Annotated in this window: 14 protein-coding genes; 3 read left to right on the forward strand and 11 right to left on the reverse strand. The window is 59.0% G+C overall.

Annotated features, from left to right (window positions below; genetic code table 11):
• Positions 1-71 precede the first annotated feature (71 nt).
• A complete protein-coding gene (gene radC / locus AB1495_RS05590; protein WP_074636569.1) occupies positions 72-833 on the forward strand; it encodes a DNA repair protein RadC in 762 nt (253 codons plus the stop codon).
• Between the two features lie 64 nt (positions 834-897).
• Entirely contained in the window at positions 898-1,485 is a 588-nt protein-coding gene (locus AB1495_RS05595) for a hemerythrin domain-containing protein (protein ID WP_074636570.1), read from the forward strand.
• 3 nt (positions 1,486-1,488) lie between these two features.
• Here AB1495_RS05595 and AB1495_RS05600 read toward each other — a convergent pair whose 3' ends face one another.
• The 7 genes from AB1495_RS05600 to AB1495_RS05630 all read right to left on the reverse strand — a co-directional run bounded on the left by AB1495_RS05600 (position 1,489) and on the right by AB1495_RS05630 (position 10,459).
• Positions 1,489-3,051, reverse strand: a complete 1,563-nt coding sequence (locus AB1495_RS05600; protein ID WP_074636572.1) for a substrate-binding domain-containing protein — start codon at positions 3,049-3,051, stop codon at positions 1,489-1,491.
• 18 nt (positions 3,052-3,069) lie between these two features.
• The gene (locus AB1495_RS05605) at positions 3,070-4,083 is read right to left on the reverse strand and encodes a hypothetical protein (RefSeq protein ID WP_074636573.1); all 1,014 of its coding nucleotides are present in this window, start codon (positions 4,081-4,083) and stop codon (positions 3,070-3,072) included.
• Positions 4,084-4,195: 112 nt separating this feature from the next.
• Entirely contained in the window at positions 4,196-6,325 is a 2,130-nt protein-coding gene (locus AB1495_RS05610) for a polysaccharide biosynthesis tyrosine autokinase (protein WP_167543141.1), read from the reverse strand.
• Positions 6,326-6,550: 225 nt separating this feature from the next.
• The gene (locus AB1495_RS05615; RefSeq protein WP_074636576.1) at positions 6,551-7,114 is read right to left on the reverse strand and encodes a membrane integrity-associated transporter subunit PqiC; all 564 of its coding nucleotides are present in this window, start codon (positions 7,112-7,114) and stop codon (positions 6,551-6,553) included.
• 3 nt (positions 7,115-7,117) lie between these two features.
• Positions 7,118-9,202 (reverse strand): MlaD family protein, encoded by a 2,085-nt coding sequence (locus AB1495_RS05620; protein ID WP_244268951.1) that lies wholly within the window; start codon positions 9,200-9,202, stop codon positions 7,118-7,120.
• Entirely contained in the window at positions 9,195-9,800 is a 606-nt protein-coding gene (locus AB1495_RS05625; protein ID WP_009825638.1) for a paraquat-inducible protein A, read from the reverse strand. The genes AB1495_RS05620 and AB1495_RS05625 overlap by 8 nt, the downstream gene beginning before the upstream one ends.
• 11 nt (positions 9,801-9,811) lie before the next feature.
• Entirely contained in the window at positions 9,812-10,459 is a 648-nt protein-coding gene (locus tag AB1495_RS05630) for a paraquat-inducible protein A (RefSeq protein ID WP_005850602.1), read from the reverse strand.
• Between the two features lie 166 nt (positions 10,460-10,625).
• Between AB1495_RS05630 and AB1495_RS05635 the strand changes: the two genes are divergently transcribed.
• Positions 10,626-11,186, forward strand: a complete 561-nt coding sequence (locus AB1495_RS05635) for a type 1 glutamine amidotransferase domain-containing protein (protein WP_074636579.1) — start codon at positions 10,626-10,628, stop codon at positions 11,184-11,186.
• Positions 11,187-11,252: 66 nt separating this feature from the next.
• On the opposite strand, the gene AB1495_RS05640 is transcribed toward AB1495_RS05635, so the two are convergent.
• The 4 genes from AB1495_RS05640 to AB1495_RS05655 all read right to left on the reverse strand — a co-directional run bounded on the left by AB1495_RS05640 (position 11,253) and on the right by AB1495_RS05655 (position 17,658).
• A complete protein-coding gene (locus AB1495_RS05640; RefSeq protein WP_074636581.1) occupies positions 11,253-12,227 on the reverse strand; it encodes a C45 family autoproteolytic acyltransferase/hydolase in 975 nt (324 codons plus the stop codon).
• A gap of 18 nt (positions 12,228-12,245) precedes the next feature.
• Positions 12,246-13,706 carry a biotin carboxylase gene (locus tag AB1495_RS05645; RefSeq protein ID WP_009825641.1) on the reverse strand — a complete coding sequence of 487 codons (1,461 nt, stop codon included), beginning with the start codon at positions 13,704-13,706 and terminating at the stop codon, positions 12,246-12,248.
• Positions 13,707-13,729: 23 nt separating this feature from the next.
• Entirely contained in the window at positions 13,730-16,468 is a 2,739-nt protein-coding gene (locus AB1495_RS05650; protein WP_074636583.1) for an aminotransferase class I/II-fold pyridoxal phosphate-dependent enzyme, read from the reverse strand.
• 83 nt (positions 16,469-16,551) lie between these two features.
• Positions 16,552-17,658: a carbon-nitrogen hydrolase family protein gene (locus AB1495_RS05655; RefSeq protein WP_009825643.1), complete on the reverse strand. Its 1,107-nt coding sequence runs from the start codon at positions 17,656-17,658 to the stop codon at positions 16,552-16,554.
• Between the last annotated feature and the right edge of the window lie 83 nt (positions 17,659-17,741).

Consider the following 17,741-nt stretch of genomic DNA (forward strand, 5'->3'; position numbering starts at 1 on the left):
CTCCGCCCTTTTTGTTTCTGCCCCTGCCCGCGTTAACGGGATGATAACCTCTTTGGCCGCAAGCTGGGCCAATGGGACGCAACAACGCTCACTTTTCTGACCCGCGCCTGCCCTTTCTGGGGGACGAAGCGGTGCCCGCACCGGTAGCATCGGGCAAACAGCCGTCCTATATCGCGGATCACCGACAACGTTTGCGCGCACGCTTTATGCAGGGCGGTGCCGCCGCAATCCCGGACTATGAACTGCTAGAACTGGTGCTCTTCCGCGCCATCCCGCGCCGTGATGTCAAACCGCTGGCCCGTGCGCTGATGGACAGGTTCGGCGACTTCAACCGCGTGATCACCGCGCCTGAACCGCGGCTTAGGGATATCTCGGGCGTGGGCGACGCAGTGATTGTCGAGCTTAAGGTGATTGAAGCCGCAGCCCACCGTATGGCGCGCTCCAGGGTGATGCGGCAGCATGTGCTCTCAGGCTGGGACGCTCTGCTTGACTATTGCCACACCACGATGGCGCACCGCGAAACCGAACAGTTCCGCGTCATTTATCTGGACCGCAAGAACGTCGTCATCGGCGATGAGGAACAGGGCAAGGGCACTGTCGATCACGTCCCCGTCTACCCGCGAGAGGTCGCCAAACGCGCGCTTGAACTGAACGCCAGCGCGCTTATTCTGGTGCATAACCACCCCTCGGGCGACCCTACACCATCACAGGCCGACATCGACATGACGCAGCAGATTTTCGCGGCCTGCAGCGCCCTGGGGCTGACCCTGCATGACCATCTGATCATCGGCAAATCACGCGAGCTTAGTTTTCGCAGCGAAGGGTACCTATAAGCGCAACTGATCTGTTCGAATTTGCGCAGTTTACCGGATCACCCCTCGGCACTAGCTTTGGCCTATGTCCAATACGCCGCCCCCCGACCCGCTTTCCCTGATGCAGCGCGATGGCCTGCCCGATCCGCTGCGTGCGTTGATCAAAGCCTTCCCGCGCGACGGTTGGGAGGAGAACCCGAATTACTCCCGCCTGATCGCGTTCTGGTTGGATCGTCATATGATGTTCCGCCGTCTGCTGGACCAGATGGAGGGGGACGCACAACTGGCGATGGACCGCGTCGAGCCGCCCGAGACCTACAAACGCAAACTATCGCGTTTCGGCGGGATGCTGATCAACGAGCTGCACGGTCACCACCATATCGAGGATGCCCAGTATTTTCCCGTGATGGCGCAGCTTGACCGAGGTGCGGCGCAAGGGTTCGATATTTTGGATCGCGACCACCACAGTCTTGATGGTATTTTGAACGATCTGGCCGAGACGGCGAATGCCGTCCTGCGCCATGAGGGGGACGCGGCAGGGTTCCTCGACAGTACCGCGGCCATGAAACAGCGTCTGGATGCGTTCAAACCCATGCTGAACCGCCATCTGATCGACGAGGAAGAACTGGTCGTGCCGGTGCTGCTGAAATACGCCCCGCCCCAGTTTCGCTAGGGTTCAGCGCACCCAGACCTCTACCCGCCGGTTGGCCTGACGGCCCCATGCGGTATCATCACAGGCCATTGGCATCGCCTCGCCAAAGGCGTCCAGATCCAGCGTCACACGTTCCAGATTGGCGGTAACCGCCGCGGTGATCACCGCTTGCCGCACGGCTTCTGCCCGACGCAGCGCGATGTCACGGTTGGCGAAAGACGCGCCCTGCCCGTCACTGAACCCCACGAACAACAAACGGCGCGCGTCGTATTGCCCCACCTCGAGCGCGCGGGCGAGTTGCTGCACGTTTGACCGCGATTGCGCATCCAGACGCACCGATCCCGCCTCGAACCGGAAAGAGGTCGACAGCCGCGCCATGGGCTTCAACGCTGCATTCATCCGCTGTAGTTCCTCAAGCGTGATTTCCGGCCCCGCGACAGCAATCGCGTTTGTAAATCGGTTGCCCTGATCCTCGACAGGGATCTCCTCGGGCGTCTGATCCACAAACCCCGCGCGTCGGATCACGATCTGCGCCGCAGGGCTGCGGGTAAAGGCCAGAAACTCACGCGCCACCTGTGGCAGACGGCGGGCCGGAAAGTACAGAAACATCGGCGCGGTCAGCGGGTAATCTTCGGTCTTGATGGTGCGGCGCGAGGCATCGAGCGCAAAGCCACAGCTGCCCGAAAGCGTCAACACATCGGTATCACGTTGTTCGGCATAGCTGGTGATGCCAAGCGCGAAACTGTCGTTTGCCACCGCTTCCGCCAGATCGGCAGGGCGGGCATGGCGGGTGATATTTTCGGTGAACTTCAGCGTCGCGGGCCGCATCACCTGATCACTAATCGCTTGTGCCAGCCCGCTGCTGGTGTCAGGCAGATGCAGATCAATGGGTGCGTCCGGCCCGCCAAGCGCCTGCCAGTTGGTCACCTTACCCGCAAAGGCCCGCGCCAACATCAACGGAGAGATCTGCTTGACCGGGTTCGAGGCCGACACCACCGGCACCACAGCATCAAGCGACAGCACGCGACTGCGGTTCAGGCCCGTCATATCCCCCAACCCCGCCTCGCGCGCGCGGACCCGCTCTTCAGGGCGCATTTCGCGCAGGGACATCACGATATCAGCCTCATCTGCCAGAAGATCGGCAAAGCCTTCGTCGCTGTTGCTTGCCCGGAACATGAACAGTGCCACGGTTTGTTCGCTTTTTTCGTCGATCAACCGGTAGGTAAAGCGGTGTTCGTCTTCATCCTCGCGCACAGCGGTATAGCCGTTGCGCTGCGCAAACCCGTCGATCAGGGCAGGCATCAACACTTCGCCCATCGTGGCCGATCCCGAAAGCTGCAGTTCGGCGACGAAAGGGTCCAGATTAGGGCAGCCCGGCCCTTCGCATTGAACGCCGGTGCTGTCGACCGTCAGCTCGCCATATTCGGTTTCGACGCGGTAGAACTCGCCATCAAAGCCCAGCAAGGTGCCGCTTAGTTCAATCTTGCCATCACGGGAGGAAAGCGCGACATCCTGCGCCCATGCGGACAGCGTCGCCGAACATAAGAAAAGTGCGGCGAGAACCGCCGCACGTATAATCGTGATCATAAGACCCCAAGCGTTGCGTTAGTGTCCCGCAACCTTCATGTCTTGGAGCAGATTATTCAACACAAGAAAGCTGCCGACCGCATCACAATCCGGCACTGCGACGCTTAGGTCGCGTGTTCTAAGCGTGGCATCGCCAAGCAGTTCGATCGATTGCGCCTCTATCTCTTGGCCGCAGTTCGCCTGGATCACTTCGGCTTCCACGGTCAGCGCAACGCGGGCGTCGGCGTTTTCCATCGCAGCGGGGAATGTGTACACCTCGGCCACCAGTGGCTCTGCCGCGCTGAGGTCGCCGTTCACGGTCATAAATCCGCCTTCCCCCGTGATCGCGGAGGCAACGCTGCGCGGCTTGCCAGCCCAGACATGGCCCGAACCATCGTAGTCGGACCCGAATTCGCGGGCGTGCATCTGGAAACCCGTGTCACCCTTCCATTGCAGAACCACGCGGTCAAATTCGGCCAGATCATCAATCTTCGCATCCGCAACCGCGCCTTCGCCGTTTCCGAAAGCAATGACAAAGGTCGCATCCTGCGCAAGCGCCGGAACGGTAATGTCCAGCGCGCCGGTGTCAGATGTCGTTTGGGTAAAGATCATGCCGCTGTGATGCACTGTGATCCGTTCGTTTGGCATGCAGGGTGCCGCCAGTGTCAGGTTCACCATAGCTGCCGCGACGGGGCGCGCGTTTGCGGTGATATCGCAGGTCTGTGTGGCCGCTGGTTCCGTCGCAATTGGGGCGGAAACTGGGCGAGAGATCGGTTCGTCCGCGCTTGCAGCGGCCAACATGACGGGGGCAGAATCGGGCAGCTCCACCGTGGGCTCCAGCGGGGCCGCATTGAACTCGGCCGAGGTGAGGACGATGTCTTCGACCTCGAGCACGGCATTCTCGTTGCTTAGCCGGCGCAGCTCTTGCTCTTTCACAGCGGCGTCAGAGCCATAGCGGGCTGTCGCAGCGTCAGAGCTTTGCATCACGTAGCCGATGCCCAAAGCGCAGGCGAGCGTGCCAGCAGCTGTCGCGATCTCTTTCATACGTGCCATCTGATGGTCCTCACTGGGATAACTTCCCAATGAATATCGCCTAGCAGAGCGGCCCTGTTATGACCCTTGAGGGGAAAGATTTGGGCAGTTTTGAGGCATGCCCAAGCCTTGCTTAACTGTCGTAATAGCCCTTGCCGTAGGCCCCATAGGCACCGTATTCGCCGCCATAGCCATAGCGTTTCATGCCCTTCTCATCGATCTGGCTGAGCACAAGACCGGTGATCCGCTGGTTCGAGTTGTGGAAGAAACGCATGGATTCCTCGACCAGACCCTTGTTCGTGCTGTCCCATTTGACAGAGAACAGGATCGCGTCGGCATTCTGCGAGATGATACGTGCATCCGGCACAACGAGCACAGGCGGCGTGTCGATGATGATGAAGTCATACTGATCGCGCATTTCGGAGATGAAGGATTTGAACCGATCGGAGGAGAAGATATCCGCCGCGTTCACATTGGTCTTTTCGCCGCCCAGAACATCCGCGCCAAAACCGTCAGGCGTATGGATCGCATCGGCGAATTTCACATCGCCGTTCAGGACAGACGCGATGCCGTTGCGCGGCATATCGGGGAAGTATTCGTTCAGCGTGCGGCGGCGGATATCGCCTTCGACCAGCAGGACGGATTTGCCCAGACCGGACAGGAATTTCGCCAGCGACAGCGAGACGGTGGTTTTACCCTCCCCCGGGATGGACGAGGTCGATACGATGACCTGCGGCTTTTTGTCGAGGTTCGACAGCATCAACGAGGTGCGCAGGTTGCGGATCGCTTCGGCGGCGGCAGACGTCGGCTTGTCCGACAGATACTTGAGCGTGTCCTTGCGGTGACGCGTAGGGATCAGCGGGATCTGCCCGATCACGGTATAGCCGGTGTGTTGCTCAAGCTCGTTCGCGGTGCGGAACGTGCGGGTTCTGAATTCGCGCAGCAGTACGAGCCCCGAGCCGACCATCGCCCCAAGGATCATCGCCAGCGCAATGATCTGCGATTTCTTCGGCGCGCTTGGTGAATTTGGCACGACCGAGCTGGACAGCATGCGGCTGTCGGCCTTCTGAATGCCTTCTTGGGCAGAGGTCTCTTTGAGGCGGGTCAGGAAATATTCATACAGCAGACGCGTTGCTTCGGATTCACGGGTCAGCTGTTGCAGCTCAATCAGGTCTTGTCCTTGCGAGGCCAGCTGCGCTGCAAGCTCTTCTTCCGAGTTGCGCAGCGCCTCAAGTTGTTGCGTGCTGCGCACAAGATCAGCCCGAACCCGTGTCATCACCGTGTCAAACCGCAGGTCAAATGCCGTCTGGTTCGTTTCGGACGACAGCCCGTTGCTAAAGATACGGGTCAGTGCGGCGTCTTGCGCGGCGTCGAGCTTTTCATCCGGCGTCTGCGCGGCCTCCAGGTCAGCAAGGCGTGTTTGAAGCGCCTCGCGCGTCAAGGCGGCACCATCAATGCGGTCACGGAGCTCTTTGATCTGACGCTCAAGCGCTTGCAGGCCCTCGATCGAAACCAGTTGGGTGCGCGCCGTAAATTCGGATACTTTCTTCTCGGCATTCTCAAGCTCGATCTGAAGCTCGGACACACGATTGCTTAGCCATTCAGTCGCTTTTTCCGTCGCCTCGAATTTCACTTCGATCTGGTTCAAGATGTACAGTTCGACAATCGTATTCGCGATCTGGGCAGATTTAACCGGAGATTCCGTTTCAGCCGTGACGTTGAACACAAGGCTTTGGCGGATGTTAGAAACCGAGACCTTGTCCAGCAAAGCCTGCACAACCGCATCGCGGGTTTTGGCTTTCTGAAGTTCAGGGTCCAACTCTTCTTCGGGTGCCCCCGAAGACAGCATCCCCTTGAGGCCAGAGATCATGCCACCGATCATGGACGGTTCGCGCAGTGCGCCGTTAAACTCTGGGTCATCAATCAGGTTCAGCCGGTCGACAACTTTGCCCGCCAACCCACGGGACCGCAGCACTTCGACCTCTGTATTGACCTCGGTGCTATCGCCCGAGAACCCGCCAACCACGGCCTGCAGGTCCACGATGCTGTCTTCCTTGGTGTCCAGCACCACAACCGCGGTGGACCGATAGGTCGGCACAGCCACGCCATAGGCATAGTACCCCGCCAGCAGCATGAAAATCAGTGTGACAGCAGCGATAATCAGCTTGCCCCGCCACAACGTACCAATCAGCGCGCCAAGATCGATGGTGTCGTCATCTTCGTCCCTGGGCCCGGAAAAGTTCGATTGGCTTTGGTTCATCATATGCATGTGGTCCGTTGATCATGGCCAGAACTGGCTAAAAGTAATGTATCAGGCAAGATGCCCGCGATATCGCAGGTAGCGTCAACGGGCATGAGATGAAGAAGGTCTGCCTGTTATGCGATTGCGCCCAAAGGGTGATGGCGGCCTTGCTAAATCCTTATGAAAAAAATTCAATCAAAAGTCGTATAAAATTTTCCCCTATCGGGAAATCGCGCTGGAATTACGTCACTTTAGTCCATTCTTGGCGATATAGCTGGCCAAATCAAGGATCAGTTGCCCCCGTGCGGCTGCAATGGCAGCCGGTCCCCCCTTGGGGTCGAAAGCCACGGTCAGGTCAAACAACCCCGATCGTTCGCTTCCACCGGTGGATACGGCGACGAAATACTGGCCCGAGGCGCGGAACTGGCCTGTTTCAGCGGCCAGCAATTCGGTGAACCGCAGCTCAAGCCGGGCATCGGGATAGGCTTCGAATGGCCAAGGCTCGGATGCGATCCGACGGTTGGTGAGGCGCGACAGGTTCTCGCTCAATTCCAATGCGACGGCCCGTTCGGGCGAATCCGCCCAAAGTTCGTCGGAAGAGCTCACCAACGTACCGTTCGATTTGCGCACGTGGATTTCATCGGCAGCCGCATAGCTGGGCAGCGATACGTCACGCACTTCGACCGAGTTGAAGCGGATGCTCACCTGCTCTGTGACCGGGGGCATGTCCACGGCATAGCGATCTGCGGATCCACAAGCGGCAAGAAAGGCCACGAGACCAAGGCTTGCGATACTTTTTACAACGTTCATATTTTACCGTCCCAGCAACAATGAATTGGGGTTACGTTCAATGGTGCGCGCCAAGGATGCAAGCGCATCGGCTGCTTTTTGGATATCACGCATGGTTTCTTGTGCGGTACGGCTGATCTGATCACCCTTGTTGTACCCTTCAATTGTACGCTCTGCCTGCGTGAACAGGGTCGACAGACGGTTCACGATCTGTGGCAGGTCTTGTGCCGACACCGCGATGTTATCCGCCGCGTTACGCGCTGATGCCAGCGTCCGGTTCACGTTCTCGACCGCGCCGCCTTCGCGCAGTTCCTGCAGCGTATAGTTCAGCTCGTCCAACGCGTTTTTCAGCGATCCGGGCAGCGCCACGGCGTCCGGTGTACCAATCACCTGATCGGCAGAGCGGGTCAGCGCGGTCAACTCGTCCACCAGCTGTTGCAGTTCCAGCTCGCTTGCCTTGGCGGCGACGGCCTGCATCTCTTCGACCAGTTCGGGCACGCCCTCGGTCGAGGTGCTGAAGGAGGTGGCGGCCTCCGAGACGGAGTCGACCGCATCCAGCAGACGTTTCGCCATCTGCTCTTCCTCGAGTGTCGCGACCAGCGTCTCGACACGCAGCAGCGTGGCGTTCAGCGATACGGGGATATTCTGCACCTCATCCGACGATACCAGCCCCGTGACCTCGTTGATCAACGTGCGGACATCGCGCGGGGTCTGTTGCAGCTCGTCACTGCCAACAAAGGCCTGTAGCGAATTCATCAGACCGATGGCGCTGTTCAACAGCTCTTCGATGGGCAGGTTGTTGATGCGGCTAAAGACACCTTCGACAGTGGCAGCGGCATCTGATGTTTCGTTCTTGGTCGTCGGCATAACAGGGAAGTTTTCGCCCGCGGCCACCAGACGCCCGCTTGGCGCGTCCTCGACCACCACCAGTTCAACCTTCAGGCCACCGGTCAACAGGCTAGCAGAGGCAAGCCGCGCGCGCAGACCGTTCACAACACGGTCCTGCAAGAACGCCAGCGCGCTTTCGGCAGATACATCACCCGGCAGGCCAAGCCGCGCGGGCTGGATGGCCAGCGTCACGTTCAACCGCACGCGGCTGTCACCAAACTGGTCGTAATCCACGATACCGGCGAGGGAGTCGACCTCGCCGATGTTCAGACCGCTCAGCTCGACAGGGGCGCCGACGGCCAGTCCGGAAACGTTTTCATCAAAGATCACGTTGATCAACAGCGGCTCGACTTCCGAGGCGTTGAAAACCGCGCTGCGAGCGTCTTCCTTGCTTGGGAAAATGTCGAATACGGTGCCGTCTTGCACGCGGTCGCCGCCGGAAACGAATGTATCAAACGTCACCCCGCCCCCGATAAGCGTCGCAATGGACTGAAAGTCGATCTCGGCACCACCTGGCCCGAGGGAGAGGCTGAAACCAGAGCTGTCCCAGAAGCGTGTGCTGCTGTTGATCAGGTTGCGGTGCTCTTCGTAAATCAGCGCCTCTACGATGGCAAAGTTCCCGCGTGGGGCGATCTCTGCCTTGCCCAAACGGCCCACCTCGATCCCACGATACAGGATCGGGGCATCATCGGTCAGGGTGCCGTTGCCAACGGTGCGGAAGGCGATTTGCAGACCGGATTGCCCGGCGCGGATCAGCGGTGGCGAATCCGACCCGACGAACCGTTCGGCGAAATCGCCCACTTCGTCATTCCAGCTGCCCTCGATATAGACGCCGCTTAGCACCGTCCCCAACCCCGAGATCCCCTGCGCCGAAACCTCGGGCTGGACGATCCAGAAGGACGCGCTTGCGTCGATAAAGGGCGCCACATTCTTGTCCACGCGGATCGACGCGACGACCTTGCCCAGACCGGTGGTAAAGCCGACTTCCTCGACCCGGCCAACGGTCACGTCACGGTAACGCAATTCGGTCTCGCCCGCCTTGATGCCGGCCCCTTTGTCAAATTCGACAAAAATCACCGGACCGCGGGAATTGTAGCTGTTGAACGCAACACCCAAAGCCGCAACCAACGCCAGGATCGGGATGATCCAGACGATCGACGCGCTGCTCAGGAACAGTTTGCGCGCGGATTTAACCTTAACCTCGGGTGGCGTGTCAGACATGTTGATCGGGGTCCCCATCGAAAGCATTCGTGTCCCAGATCAGTCTGGAGTCGAAGGCCTGTGCAGAAAGCATGGTAAAAATGACCGACAAGGCGAAAAACATGCTCGCAGGGCCGGGGTTAATGGTCGCAAGGGTTTTGAGTTGCACCAGCGACGAGAGGATCGCAACCACAAAGATATCGATCATAGACCAGCGGCCGATATACTCTACAATTTCATACATCACATGGCGCGACCGATGTGCCGCGGCATTACGCGTCTTAACGCTGACCGCCAGATAGGCGATTGCCCAGAACTTGGCCAGCGGGATCGCGACCGACGCGAGCAGGATGATAAAGGCAATACCGTAAGAGCCGTGATGCGCCAGTTCGACCGCACCGCCGACGATGGTGCTTTCATCCACCTGAAACAGGGTCCGCGTTTTCAGCATCGGGTACATATTGGCGGGGATATAGCACATCAGCCCCACGACCCAGAACGCCCAGACCCGCTGCATACTGCCAAAGTCACGCGACAGCATCTTGTGGCCGCAGCGTTGGCAGACAGGCGTGCCGATAGGCCACGCACGGGTACACCGTGTGCAGGCCACCAACCCCATGTCGCGGGCGCTTAGGATTTCTTGGGATTTTCCAGCGAATTCCATACCGACCATTTACACATGAATTTGTCCTGCGCCACAATCAGAACAACCAAACCACAAAACATCCAGAAAGCTGGCCCAAACCCCACAGTTGCCAGATCGGCAATCTTCACCAGCGCCACGGCACAGCCAAGCGCGAAAATCTCGGCCATCGACCACGGTTGCAACGCTTGCGACAGGCGGAACGCCTGCATTGCGTGGCGTGCGGGCGGCAGGTCCAGCACGATGGGCACCAGCACATAGAGCGTCAGCATCACCCGCGCCAAGGGCACCAGCATGATCAAGGCAGCCGTCGCCAGCGACAGCAGCAAAAGTGGCCCGCTGGAAAACGCCAGCGCCGCGTCCATCACAGAGACAGAGTTCTTGTTGCCCGCCGCATCAATATCCAGAAACGGAAAGAACGTCGCGCCAAGGATCAGAACAAAGGTGGCAATGGCGATGGCAATGATCTTCAGCCCCGCTTTTTTGCGCGGTTCGATCAACACGGTATGGCACCGTTCGCACACCGCCTTCTCGCCGACCTTGGGCACCTTGAGGTGATACACGGCGTCGCATTGGGGGCAGACGATGATCTCCTCCAGATTGACGGATGGTGCAGGGTCGACGGTGTCTTTCATCCCCTTGGTATAAAGGAGATCACAAACCGTGTGTATCGAATTCTGGACACGAAAAGTTCATTCTGGGCATCGGCGGAATCCCGTCAATGCAGGTTCCAGCGCTGGAACATTCGCGCAGTGTCTTTGTTGTGTCGGTGAAGATAGCGAAGATGAAAGGAGCTTTCTAATGACACAGATCACAGACGCGAAAATTCTGATCCTATCCACCAATGGTTTCGAGCAATCCGAGCTGGAGCGCCCGTTGAATGACCTCAAGGCCAAAGGGGCCACCGTGCATGTTGCCACCCCTGATGGCAAAGACATCAAGGGCTGGGACAAAGACGACTGGGGCAACACAGTTGCTGCCGACAAAGCCCTGTCGGATGTCACTGTTGATGACTACGACGCGATTGTCCTGCCCGGCGGTCAGATCAACCCCGACCTGCTGCGCGCCAACAAGGACGCGGTATCGCTGATCAAAAGCTTTGCTGACGCGGGCAAGACCGTTGCCGCGATCTGCCACGCCCCTTGGCTGCTGATCGAAGCAGGCATTATCAAAGGCCGCGCCGCAACCTCCTATGCCTCAATCGCGACGGATGTCAAAAACGCCGGTGCGCATTACGAGGATAGCGAAGTTGTCGTGGACCAAGGCATCATCACCAGCCGCTCCCCGGAAGATCTGGATGCGTTTATCGCCAAGATCGTCGAGGAAGTCGAAGAAGGTGAACACAGCCGCAAAGCCGCTTAAATTAGGCGACAGCGAACCACAAAGGCGGGGCATGTGTCCCGCCTTTTTTCGTGCGCAGGGAAAAAGTTACGCCACAACCCCCGGCATCAGGACGTTGCGCGACCCTTCCTCGAACGCGTCCAGCTTCTGATGCCAGACGGTTCCGGGCCAGCGATGCTCCATCTCGCGTTTGCGGGGGCGATAGACAGCGGTATAAAGCGTGCCGAAGCCTGCGTTGAACTGGTGCGAATACAGCGGCGGTTTCAGGAACGTATTGATGAATTTCTCTTCCGGATCACGGTGGAACCGGAGCCGTTGCAGCAGATATCTTTCGCGTTCAACCGTCGCCGTGAACCGCGCATGGCTGATCCATTCGACATTCTCCTGATGGTTGGTGGCCACCGCTGCCTTGGTGATGATCGCAGGCCGATCCGGTGCCATCAGCGCCGTCAGATACTTGCGTTTGCGGTCCAACACGGTGACGTTATAGCTCATGTGGGTCGGCACACGTGCCAGAATTTCGCCCGCTTGCTCGGCAGTCTCGCAGGTTTGCAGCACATAGCGCAGGATCAGCGGCACGCCAAAGCCCACCCCCACCACACGACGGCCCCCAAAGGTGAGCGAGATCGACAGCCCCGCGTCATTCACCCCGTCCACCAGCCCGAACAACCCGTCAGAGGTGCCCATCACGCGGCGCCCCTTCCAGCCGGTGTGCAGCACCAGACTGTCGAACGCGTTGGTGTTATAGTCATAGTTGCGCACCATGACAGGTTCCTTGCCGCCCCAAACCGCCTGACTGCATCCCGATAGATAGGGCGGAGGGCAGTAAAAGCTCAGGAACCTTGCCGCCAGATCACCCCCGCCCGCCTGATCACATAGATCTTCGTACAGCGGGATGAGGTCGGGCATATGCGCCTTTAGCGCACGACGACATTCGGCATAGGTCGGGCGCGCGGGCTCGCCCTCCTTCAGCCACCATTTACGGTAGAAGGGCCAATATTCGGCGAAAAGCCCGGCCCATTTGGGACCGGGCAATTCTTCTGAAATGGCACGCCACAGCATGTGCTGCCCTTTCGGTGCTTAAAGGATTTTGAACGCCGGATCAGACATCGCCGGACCCGCCTCTGCGACGGGCAGAGGACGACCGTTCACCGATTGCTTGATCCCGTGAATCCACTTTTTCGCGCGCTCATTCAACTGGAAAGACTTCGTCATCGACCGACCGCGGGTCACAAGGATGCCAATATCGGCCCCTTCATAGCGGTAATCCCCCGGTTGCAGGATACGCAGGAAGAACGCCTCGTTCTCGGATTCCACGGCGCGACGGTGATAATCGAAACGGTCAAACACAACGCGGCCATCTTCCAGCATCTTGTAAATGCCTGTTTCGGGCGCTTCGGTGCAGATATCGACGCTGTCTTCGGTATGTTTGATCACCATCTGGCTCCAACCGTCGATCATCTCGGGGTCGGCCCAACGGTTGTTCAGCTCTTCTACATCCAGATTGAACTTCTTCTTGCTGAATTCCAGCAGGTGGAACAGGAACAAGGGCGCATCCGCATGGGCAAAGGCGGCGTGGTTCGTCATCGACGACGCGCCCGTGATGCGCGGGTTCAGCTCGCCCAGCCAGATGTCACCGGTCTTTTTGTCGATCAGGAAGTCGAGCTCGAAATAGCCGCGATAGCCTTCCTTGCGCAGCTGTTCGCCGAACTTATAGGTCAGCTCGCGCGCTTTCTGGCGGACCTTGGGCGGGAAGGCGGTCGACAGGATTTCATTGCCACACCAGCCCCCGCGATAGGGCGTCAGATCCTTGAAACCGACCAATTCGGTCATCAAGGGGCCAACGATCGTGCCCTCCTTGGTGGCACAAGCCTCGATCGCGGAACCGCGGCAGTCGATCCGCTTCATGATCTTGATCTCGCCCTCGCCGACGATTTCGGATTCATGACGGCGGAAGTCTGCTTCGGACTTGATAAAGAACGTCGTGTGGCCACTGTCACCAAAGGCGGATTGCAGCACCAGATCGTGACCGATCCCGGCCTTCTCGCAGGTCTTCTTGAGGTCTTCGTAATCCTTGACCTCGGCCAGCACGTTCGGCACCGACGGCACACCGGCCTTGTTGCCGATCCGCACGGTTTCGATCTTGTTGTCCATCTTTTGGCGCAGCTTGGCCTTGGGGAACCAGACATCCGCCCCCAGCTCTTTCGACAGACGTTCGGTTTCCTCGTCGAACATCAGGAACACGAACTTGGGCTTGCCACCGCGCCGCTTGACGAAGTCGATCACCTCTTTGTGCTGCAACAGATAGTTGTTGATGTCTTCGATGCTCTGGAATTCAGCGTGGGGCTGTTCCGAGGGGCAGAACACGTTGGGGTGCTTGCCGCCGTAGCAGTCGATGTAACAGATATACTTAAAGTTTTTCACCCACTCATCGAGACCAAGAAGGTTAAAGTTCGTGGCCGAGATAAAGTAAACAGGGTCTTCGTTACGGTGAAAGAACCGACGAATTTCCGAGATATTCTTGAGAACAGTCGTTGCCATGATATTTGGTCCTTTGCTTAATCTTAGTCAGGTGAAGACGACAGGTTTTTCTTGCGCACCCGTTTCAGCGCCGCATCCGTAAAGACGCGCAGCCCCAGATCGGGGCGGTAACCGTGGATTTCGCTGACGTCCAAATTCCGCATGAACGACAGGATTTCCTGGCTTACCACCTGTCCGGGGACGAGGATGGGAAAGCCGGGGGGATAGGGGATGATAAAGCTGGCGGACACGACCGTCTGGTTGGCGTCCATCGCCTCTTTCAGCGTGCCGTTCAGCTCCAGGTAATCGGTGTTCTTCTCGTCATAGGCGAGGAAAAACGCCGTGCGGATATCCCCTTCGGAGGTGACGTCGTCGTTGCGGAAGGCCTCGTGAAAGCGGCTGAAGTCCGGCAGCGGCGGGTAGTTCTCCATCAGGTTGGCGACGCGGTTGTCGAAAGACCGACGCTCCATCTTGCTGGCGTCATCCAGACGGTCATCCAGCGATTTCGCGATCTCGACCAGCACCTCGATCAGATAGGCGACGCTGGACCGCGTGGTGCCGATATTGGTCATGAACAAGACCGTGTTGCGCGATGTCTTGTTGATCTGGATGCCGTATTTATCCATCAGAATATCGGTCTTGAACGTGTCACCGTCCCAGCCCGTCCCGCCGACCAGCAGCGTCACACGGCTGGCATCAAGGACGAACTGGTCTTTCTCCCAGCAGTCCCACATATCGGTCCAGCCCTGTTCCTGATGGTAATAGCTGGTCACTCCGCTTTCGCGGTATTCCTCGGGGATCATGTCGCCCGCTGTCAGCACCTTGAAGTATTTGCTCAGCAGCGGGTGGTCGGCAATCGCACGACGCATGGACAAAGCGGCCTCGATCTGGCGCTGCACGAATTCGAAGCCTTCAAGTTCCACCTGTCGTCGCCCCACATCAAGCGAGGCGATGATCTGGTAGTTCGGCGAGGTCGAGGTATGGGTCATATAGGCTTCGTGGAAGCTTTGTTCGACCTCGCCCTTAAAGTCCTGATCGTTCACGTGAATCATCGATCCCTGCCGCAGGGAGGTCAGCGTTTTATGGGTCGATTGCGTGGTATAGACCCGCACCCTCGAATCCGGCGCAGGGATCAACCGCGTGTTCAGCAGCGTCTCGTCGTCGGCATCCTTCAGTTCAGCCTGTTGCTTTTCATAGGCGATGCGGTGGTCGTCCGACTTGAACCGCGCGCGCAGCGTATTGGCCGCGTTCATGCCCGTACGCTGGCGATAGGTCGGGTTGAAACGGGCAAAAGCGAACCACGCCTCGTCCCACAGGAAGATGAGGTCAGGCTTGATCGCCAGACATTCCTCCATCACCCGTTCGACGTTATAGACCAGCCCGTCAAAGGTGCAGTTTGTCAGCAGCAACATGCGCACCTGATCCAGCTTGCCCGCAGCCTTGAGCGCCAGAAGCTGATGCTTGATCTCGCGCAGGGGCACGGCACCGTACATGGAATATTCATTCAGCGGGTAGCTATCAAGGTAGCACACCTGCGCCCCCGCCAGCACCATCCCGTAGTGGTGGGATTTGTGGCAATCGCGATCGACCAGCACGATGTCACCGGGGCGCACCAGAGCCTGCACCACGATCTTGTTGCAGGTCGAAGTGCCATTGGTGGCAAAGAACGTCTGCTTGGACCCGAAGGCGCGGCTGGCCAGTTCTTGCGCCTCTTTGATCGGCCCGTGTGGTTCAAGCAAGCTGTCCAGCCCGCCCGAGGTGGCAGAGGTTTCGGCCAAAAAGATGTTCGGCCCGTAGAACGCGCCCATGTCCTGAATCCAATGCGACCGCGTGATCGACTTGCCCCGGCTGATCGGCATCGCGTGGAAAACGCCCGTGGGCTGTTTGGAATATTCGACAAGCGCCGTGAAGAAAGGCGATTTGTTCCGCGCCTGCACCCCGCGCAGAATGTTCAGATGCAGCTCCATAAAGTCTTCTTGGTTATAAAAGACCCGACGGCAGATCCCCAGATCCAGACCCGCGATATCCTCGACCGACCGTTCGGTCACCAGATAGGCGTCGAGCTCGGGGCGAACCTTGGCGATCATGCGGCAAAGCTCGGGGCCGTAGTTCTCGGGCTGGAGCTTGTCGATCTCTTCTTGCCCGCCAGCACGCGCCAGATACCGAACAAGGATCGTCTCGTCCATCTTGGACTTGAGCGTCAGCCCCGGGCGCACAACGATGGCCTGGATGTTGTGGTTGAACAGCACCGCGATCAGCGCGTCTTCGATGGATTTGACCACCACGGCTTCGTAGTGGAACGGGTCTTCGGGGCGGCGCATCCGGCTGACGTTGGATTTCAGCCAGCGCTCTTGCTGGTCGTTCACATCATCGACGATCAGCACCTCGAAATACGGTTTGGTCAGCGCCCGCGCCTCGGGAGAGAGCATCGCCTCGTCGTCATGTTCGTCGTGATCGATGCTGTCGCGTTCCAGCGGGATGGTGCGACGGCGATAGGCCCCTGTTGTCAGCGCCCGCGTGATGCGGTTCACCGCAAAGGCCATGTCGTCAAAGCTGTTGTTATTCAGCATCCGCTGCAGGTGTTCGAACGCCGCCATGCCCGGAAAGGCCCAATAGGGTTCGATCAGCGACAGGGAGTCAAACAGCGCGGCGCATTTGCTGCGCAGGGCTTCGATTTCCTTGGCTGTGGTGGTGCGGGTCAGGCCGCTCGCCGCTTCACGCAGCGCGCTCCATCGGTCGGACCTCAGCTGAATTGCCGACGAATAATCGTTCATAGAATGCATCAATCGTACTCCGCTTTGGGCGGTCGACTGCTGCATCCCGGTGTCCGGCACTTTTGAAAAGCGCCGGACCTGAACGCCGCAGCCTAGCCGCTAGATGTCGGCCCGCTGCCCGGCAAATCACCGGGCTTTACGGGTGGATTTGGTGTCGCTGCAGCCGGAGCCACAGGTGTTTCGGCAGGGGCCGTGATATTGGCAGTCCCCGCCGTTGGATTTGGTAGCGGTTCGGGGGCAAAGCCCGGCTGAACCGCTGGTGTCGTTGTTTCATGCCCTTTGAACACGGGCGCGTCCGGTACCCGCTGCGCGGGCACATCGACGTGCAGACCGGCGCGGGTCCCCTGATGGGGCACCTCAAGCGGGCCAAGCGTGTTCAGATAGGCGTCTGTCCCGCTGGAACGGTCATAGATCGAGAAGTCGGTAGACCGGTCGCGGAAGGATTTAAGCACCTGCCCCAGACCCTTCATGCCGGTTTCGCGCTGACGACGCACCATCGACAGATCGACTTCGATCGGGAACATGTCTTCCTGACCGGCGGACTGGTGCAGGACCATTGACGTCGGATCGACAACCAGCGATTTACCGACGCCGCCTGCGCCCAGACCGTTGACCGCAAAGACATAGCACTGGAACTGCGCCGCGGTCGCGCGGGCAATCGCCAGCTCTGCGTCGCGGTCGGTGGTGCCGGTCAGAACCGGTGTCAGCAGAACCTCGACGCCTTGGCTGGTCAACTGGCGCGTGGTTTCGGGGAACCACATGTCATAGCAGATCGACAAGCCGAAACGCCCGACTTCCGGCACGTCGAACACACAGAATTCGGTGCCCGCCGCGATGCCGGATTCATAGGGCCGGAACGGGAACATCTTGGCGTAGCGGCGGATGATCTCGCCCTCGGGGTTGATCACCACGGCGGTGTTGTACACGCGCCCGTCCTCGGGGTTCTTGAGGAACATGGAGCCGGGGATCAGCCAGACACGGTGCTTGCGTGCAGCGGCCTGAAACACCTCTAGCGTTTCATTCTCGGGGGGCAATGCAAACCGGTCAAGCGGGCCAAAGGGGGCCAGCTCGGAAAACAGGACCATCTGGGTCCAAGGAAAACGCGCCATCAGGATGTCCAGTCGTTGGATCATGCCATCGACGTTGGACTCCAGCGCGTTGACGTACATCTGCACGCCTGCAATCGCAAAAGGTGTCATAACTTGTCACTCCGTCCAAACGGGCGGAAGGGGCCGGAAATACTCCGCCCATACGCCCAAGGTGACAAGTCCATACTCCCATT

This window comes from Sulfitobacter pontiacus (genome assembly GCF_040790665.1).
Taxonomy (GTDB): Bacteria; Pseudomonadota; Alphaproteobacteria; order Rhodobacterales; family Rhodobacteraceae; genus Sulfitobacter; species Sulfitobacter pontiacus.

Bases quoted from the DNA above. Each gene is read 5' to 3' on its own strand.
- radC (WP_074636569.1), top strand. From the start codon at position 72: ATGGGACGCAACAACGCTCACTTTTCTGACCCGCGCCTGCCCTTTCTG.
- AB1495_RS05595 (WP_074636570.1), top strand. From the start codon at position 898: ATGTCCAATACGCCGCCCCCCGACCCGCTTTCCCTGATGCAGCGCGAT.
- AB1495_RS05600 (WP_074636572.1), bottom strand. From the start codon at position 3,051: ATGATCACGATTATACGTGCGGCGGTTCTCGCCGCACTTTTCTTATGT.
- AB1495_RS05605 (WP_074636573.1), bottom strand. From the start codon at position 4,083: ATGGCACGTATGAAAGAGATCGCGACAGCTGCTGGCACGCTCGCCTGC.
- AB1495_RS05610 (WP_167543141.1), bottom strand. From the start codon at position 6,325: ATGATGAACCAAAGCCAATCGAACTTTTCCGGGCCCAGGGACGAAGAT.
- AB1495_RS05615 (WP_074636576.1), bottom strand. From the start codon at position 7,114: ATGAACGTTGTAAAAAGTATCGCAAGCCTTGGTCTCGTGGCCTTTCTT.
- AB1495_RS05620 (WP_244268951.1), bottom strand. From the start codon at position 9,202: ATGTCTGACACGCCACCCGAGGTTAAGGTTAAATCCGCGCGCAAACTG.
- AB1495_RS05625 (WP_009825638.1), bottom strand. From the start codon at position 9,800: ATGGGGTTGGTGGCCTGCACACGGTGTACCCGTGCGTGGCCTATCGGC.
- AB1495_RS05630 (WP_005850602.1), bottom strand. From the start codon at position 10,459: ATGAAAGACACCGTCGACCCTGCACCATCCGTCAATCTGGAGGAGATC.
- AB1495_RS05635 (WP_074636579.1), top strand. From the start codon at position 10,626: ATGACACAGATCACAGACGCGAAAATTCTGATCCTATCCACCAATGGT.
- AB1495_RS05640 (WP_074636581.1), bottom strand. From the start codon at position 12,227: ATGCTGTGGCGTGCCATTTCAGAAGAATTGCCCGGTCCCAAATGGGCC.
- AB1495_RS05645 (WP_009825641.1), bottom strand. From the start codon at position 13,706: ATGGCAACGACTGTTCTCAAGAATATCTCGGAAATTCGTCGGTTCTTT.
- AB1495_RS05650 (WP_074636583.1), bottom strand. From the start codon at position 16,468: ATGCATTCTATGAACGATTATTCGTCGGCAATTCAGCTGAGGTCCGAC.
- AB1495_RS05655 (WP_009825643.1), bottom strand. From the start codon at position 17,658: ATGACACCTTTTGCGATTGCAGGCGTGCAGATGTACGTCAACGCGCTG.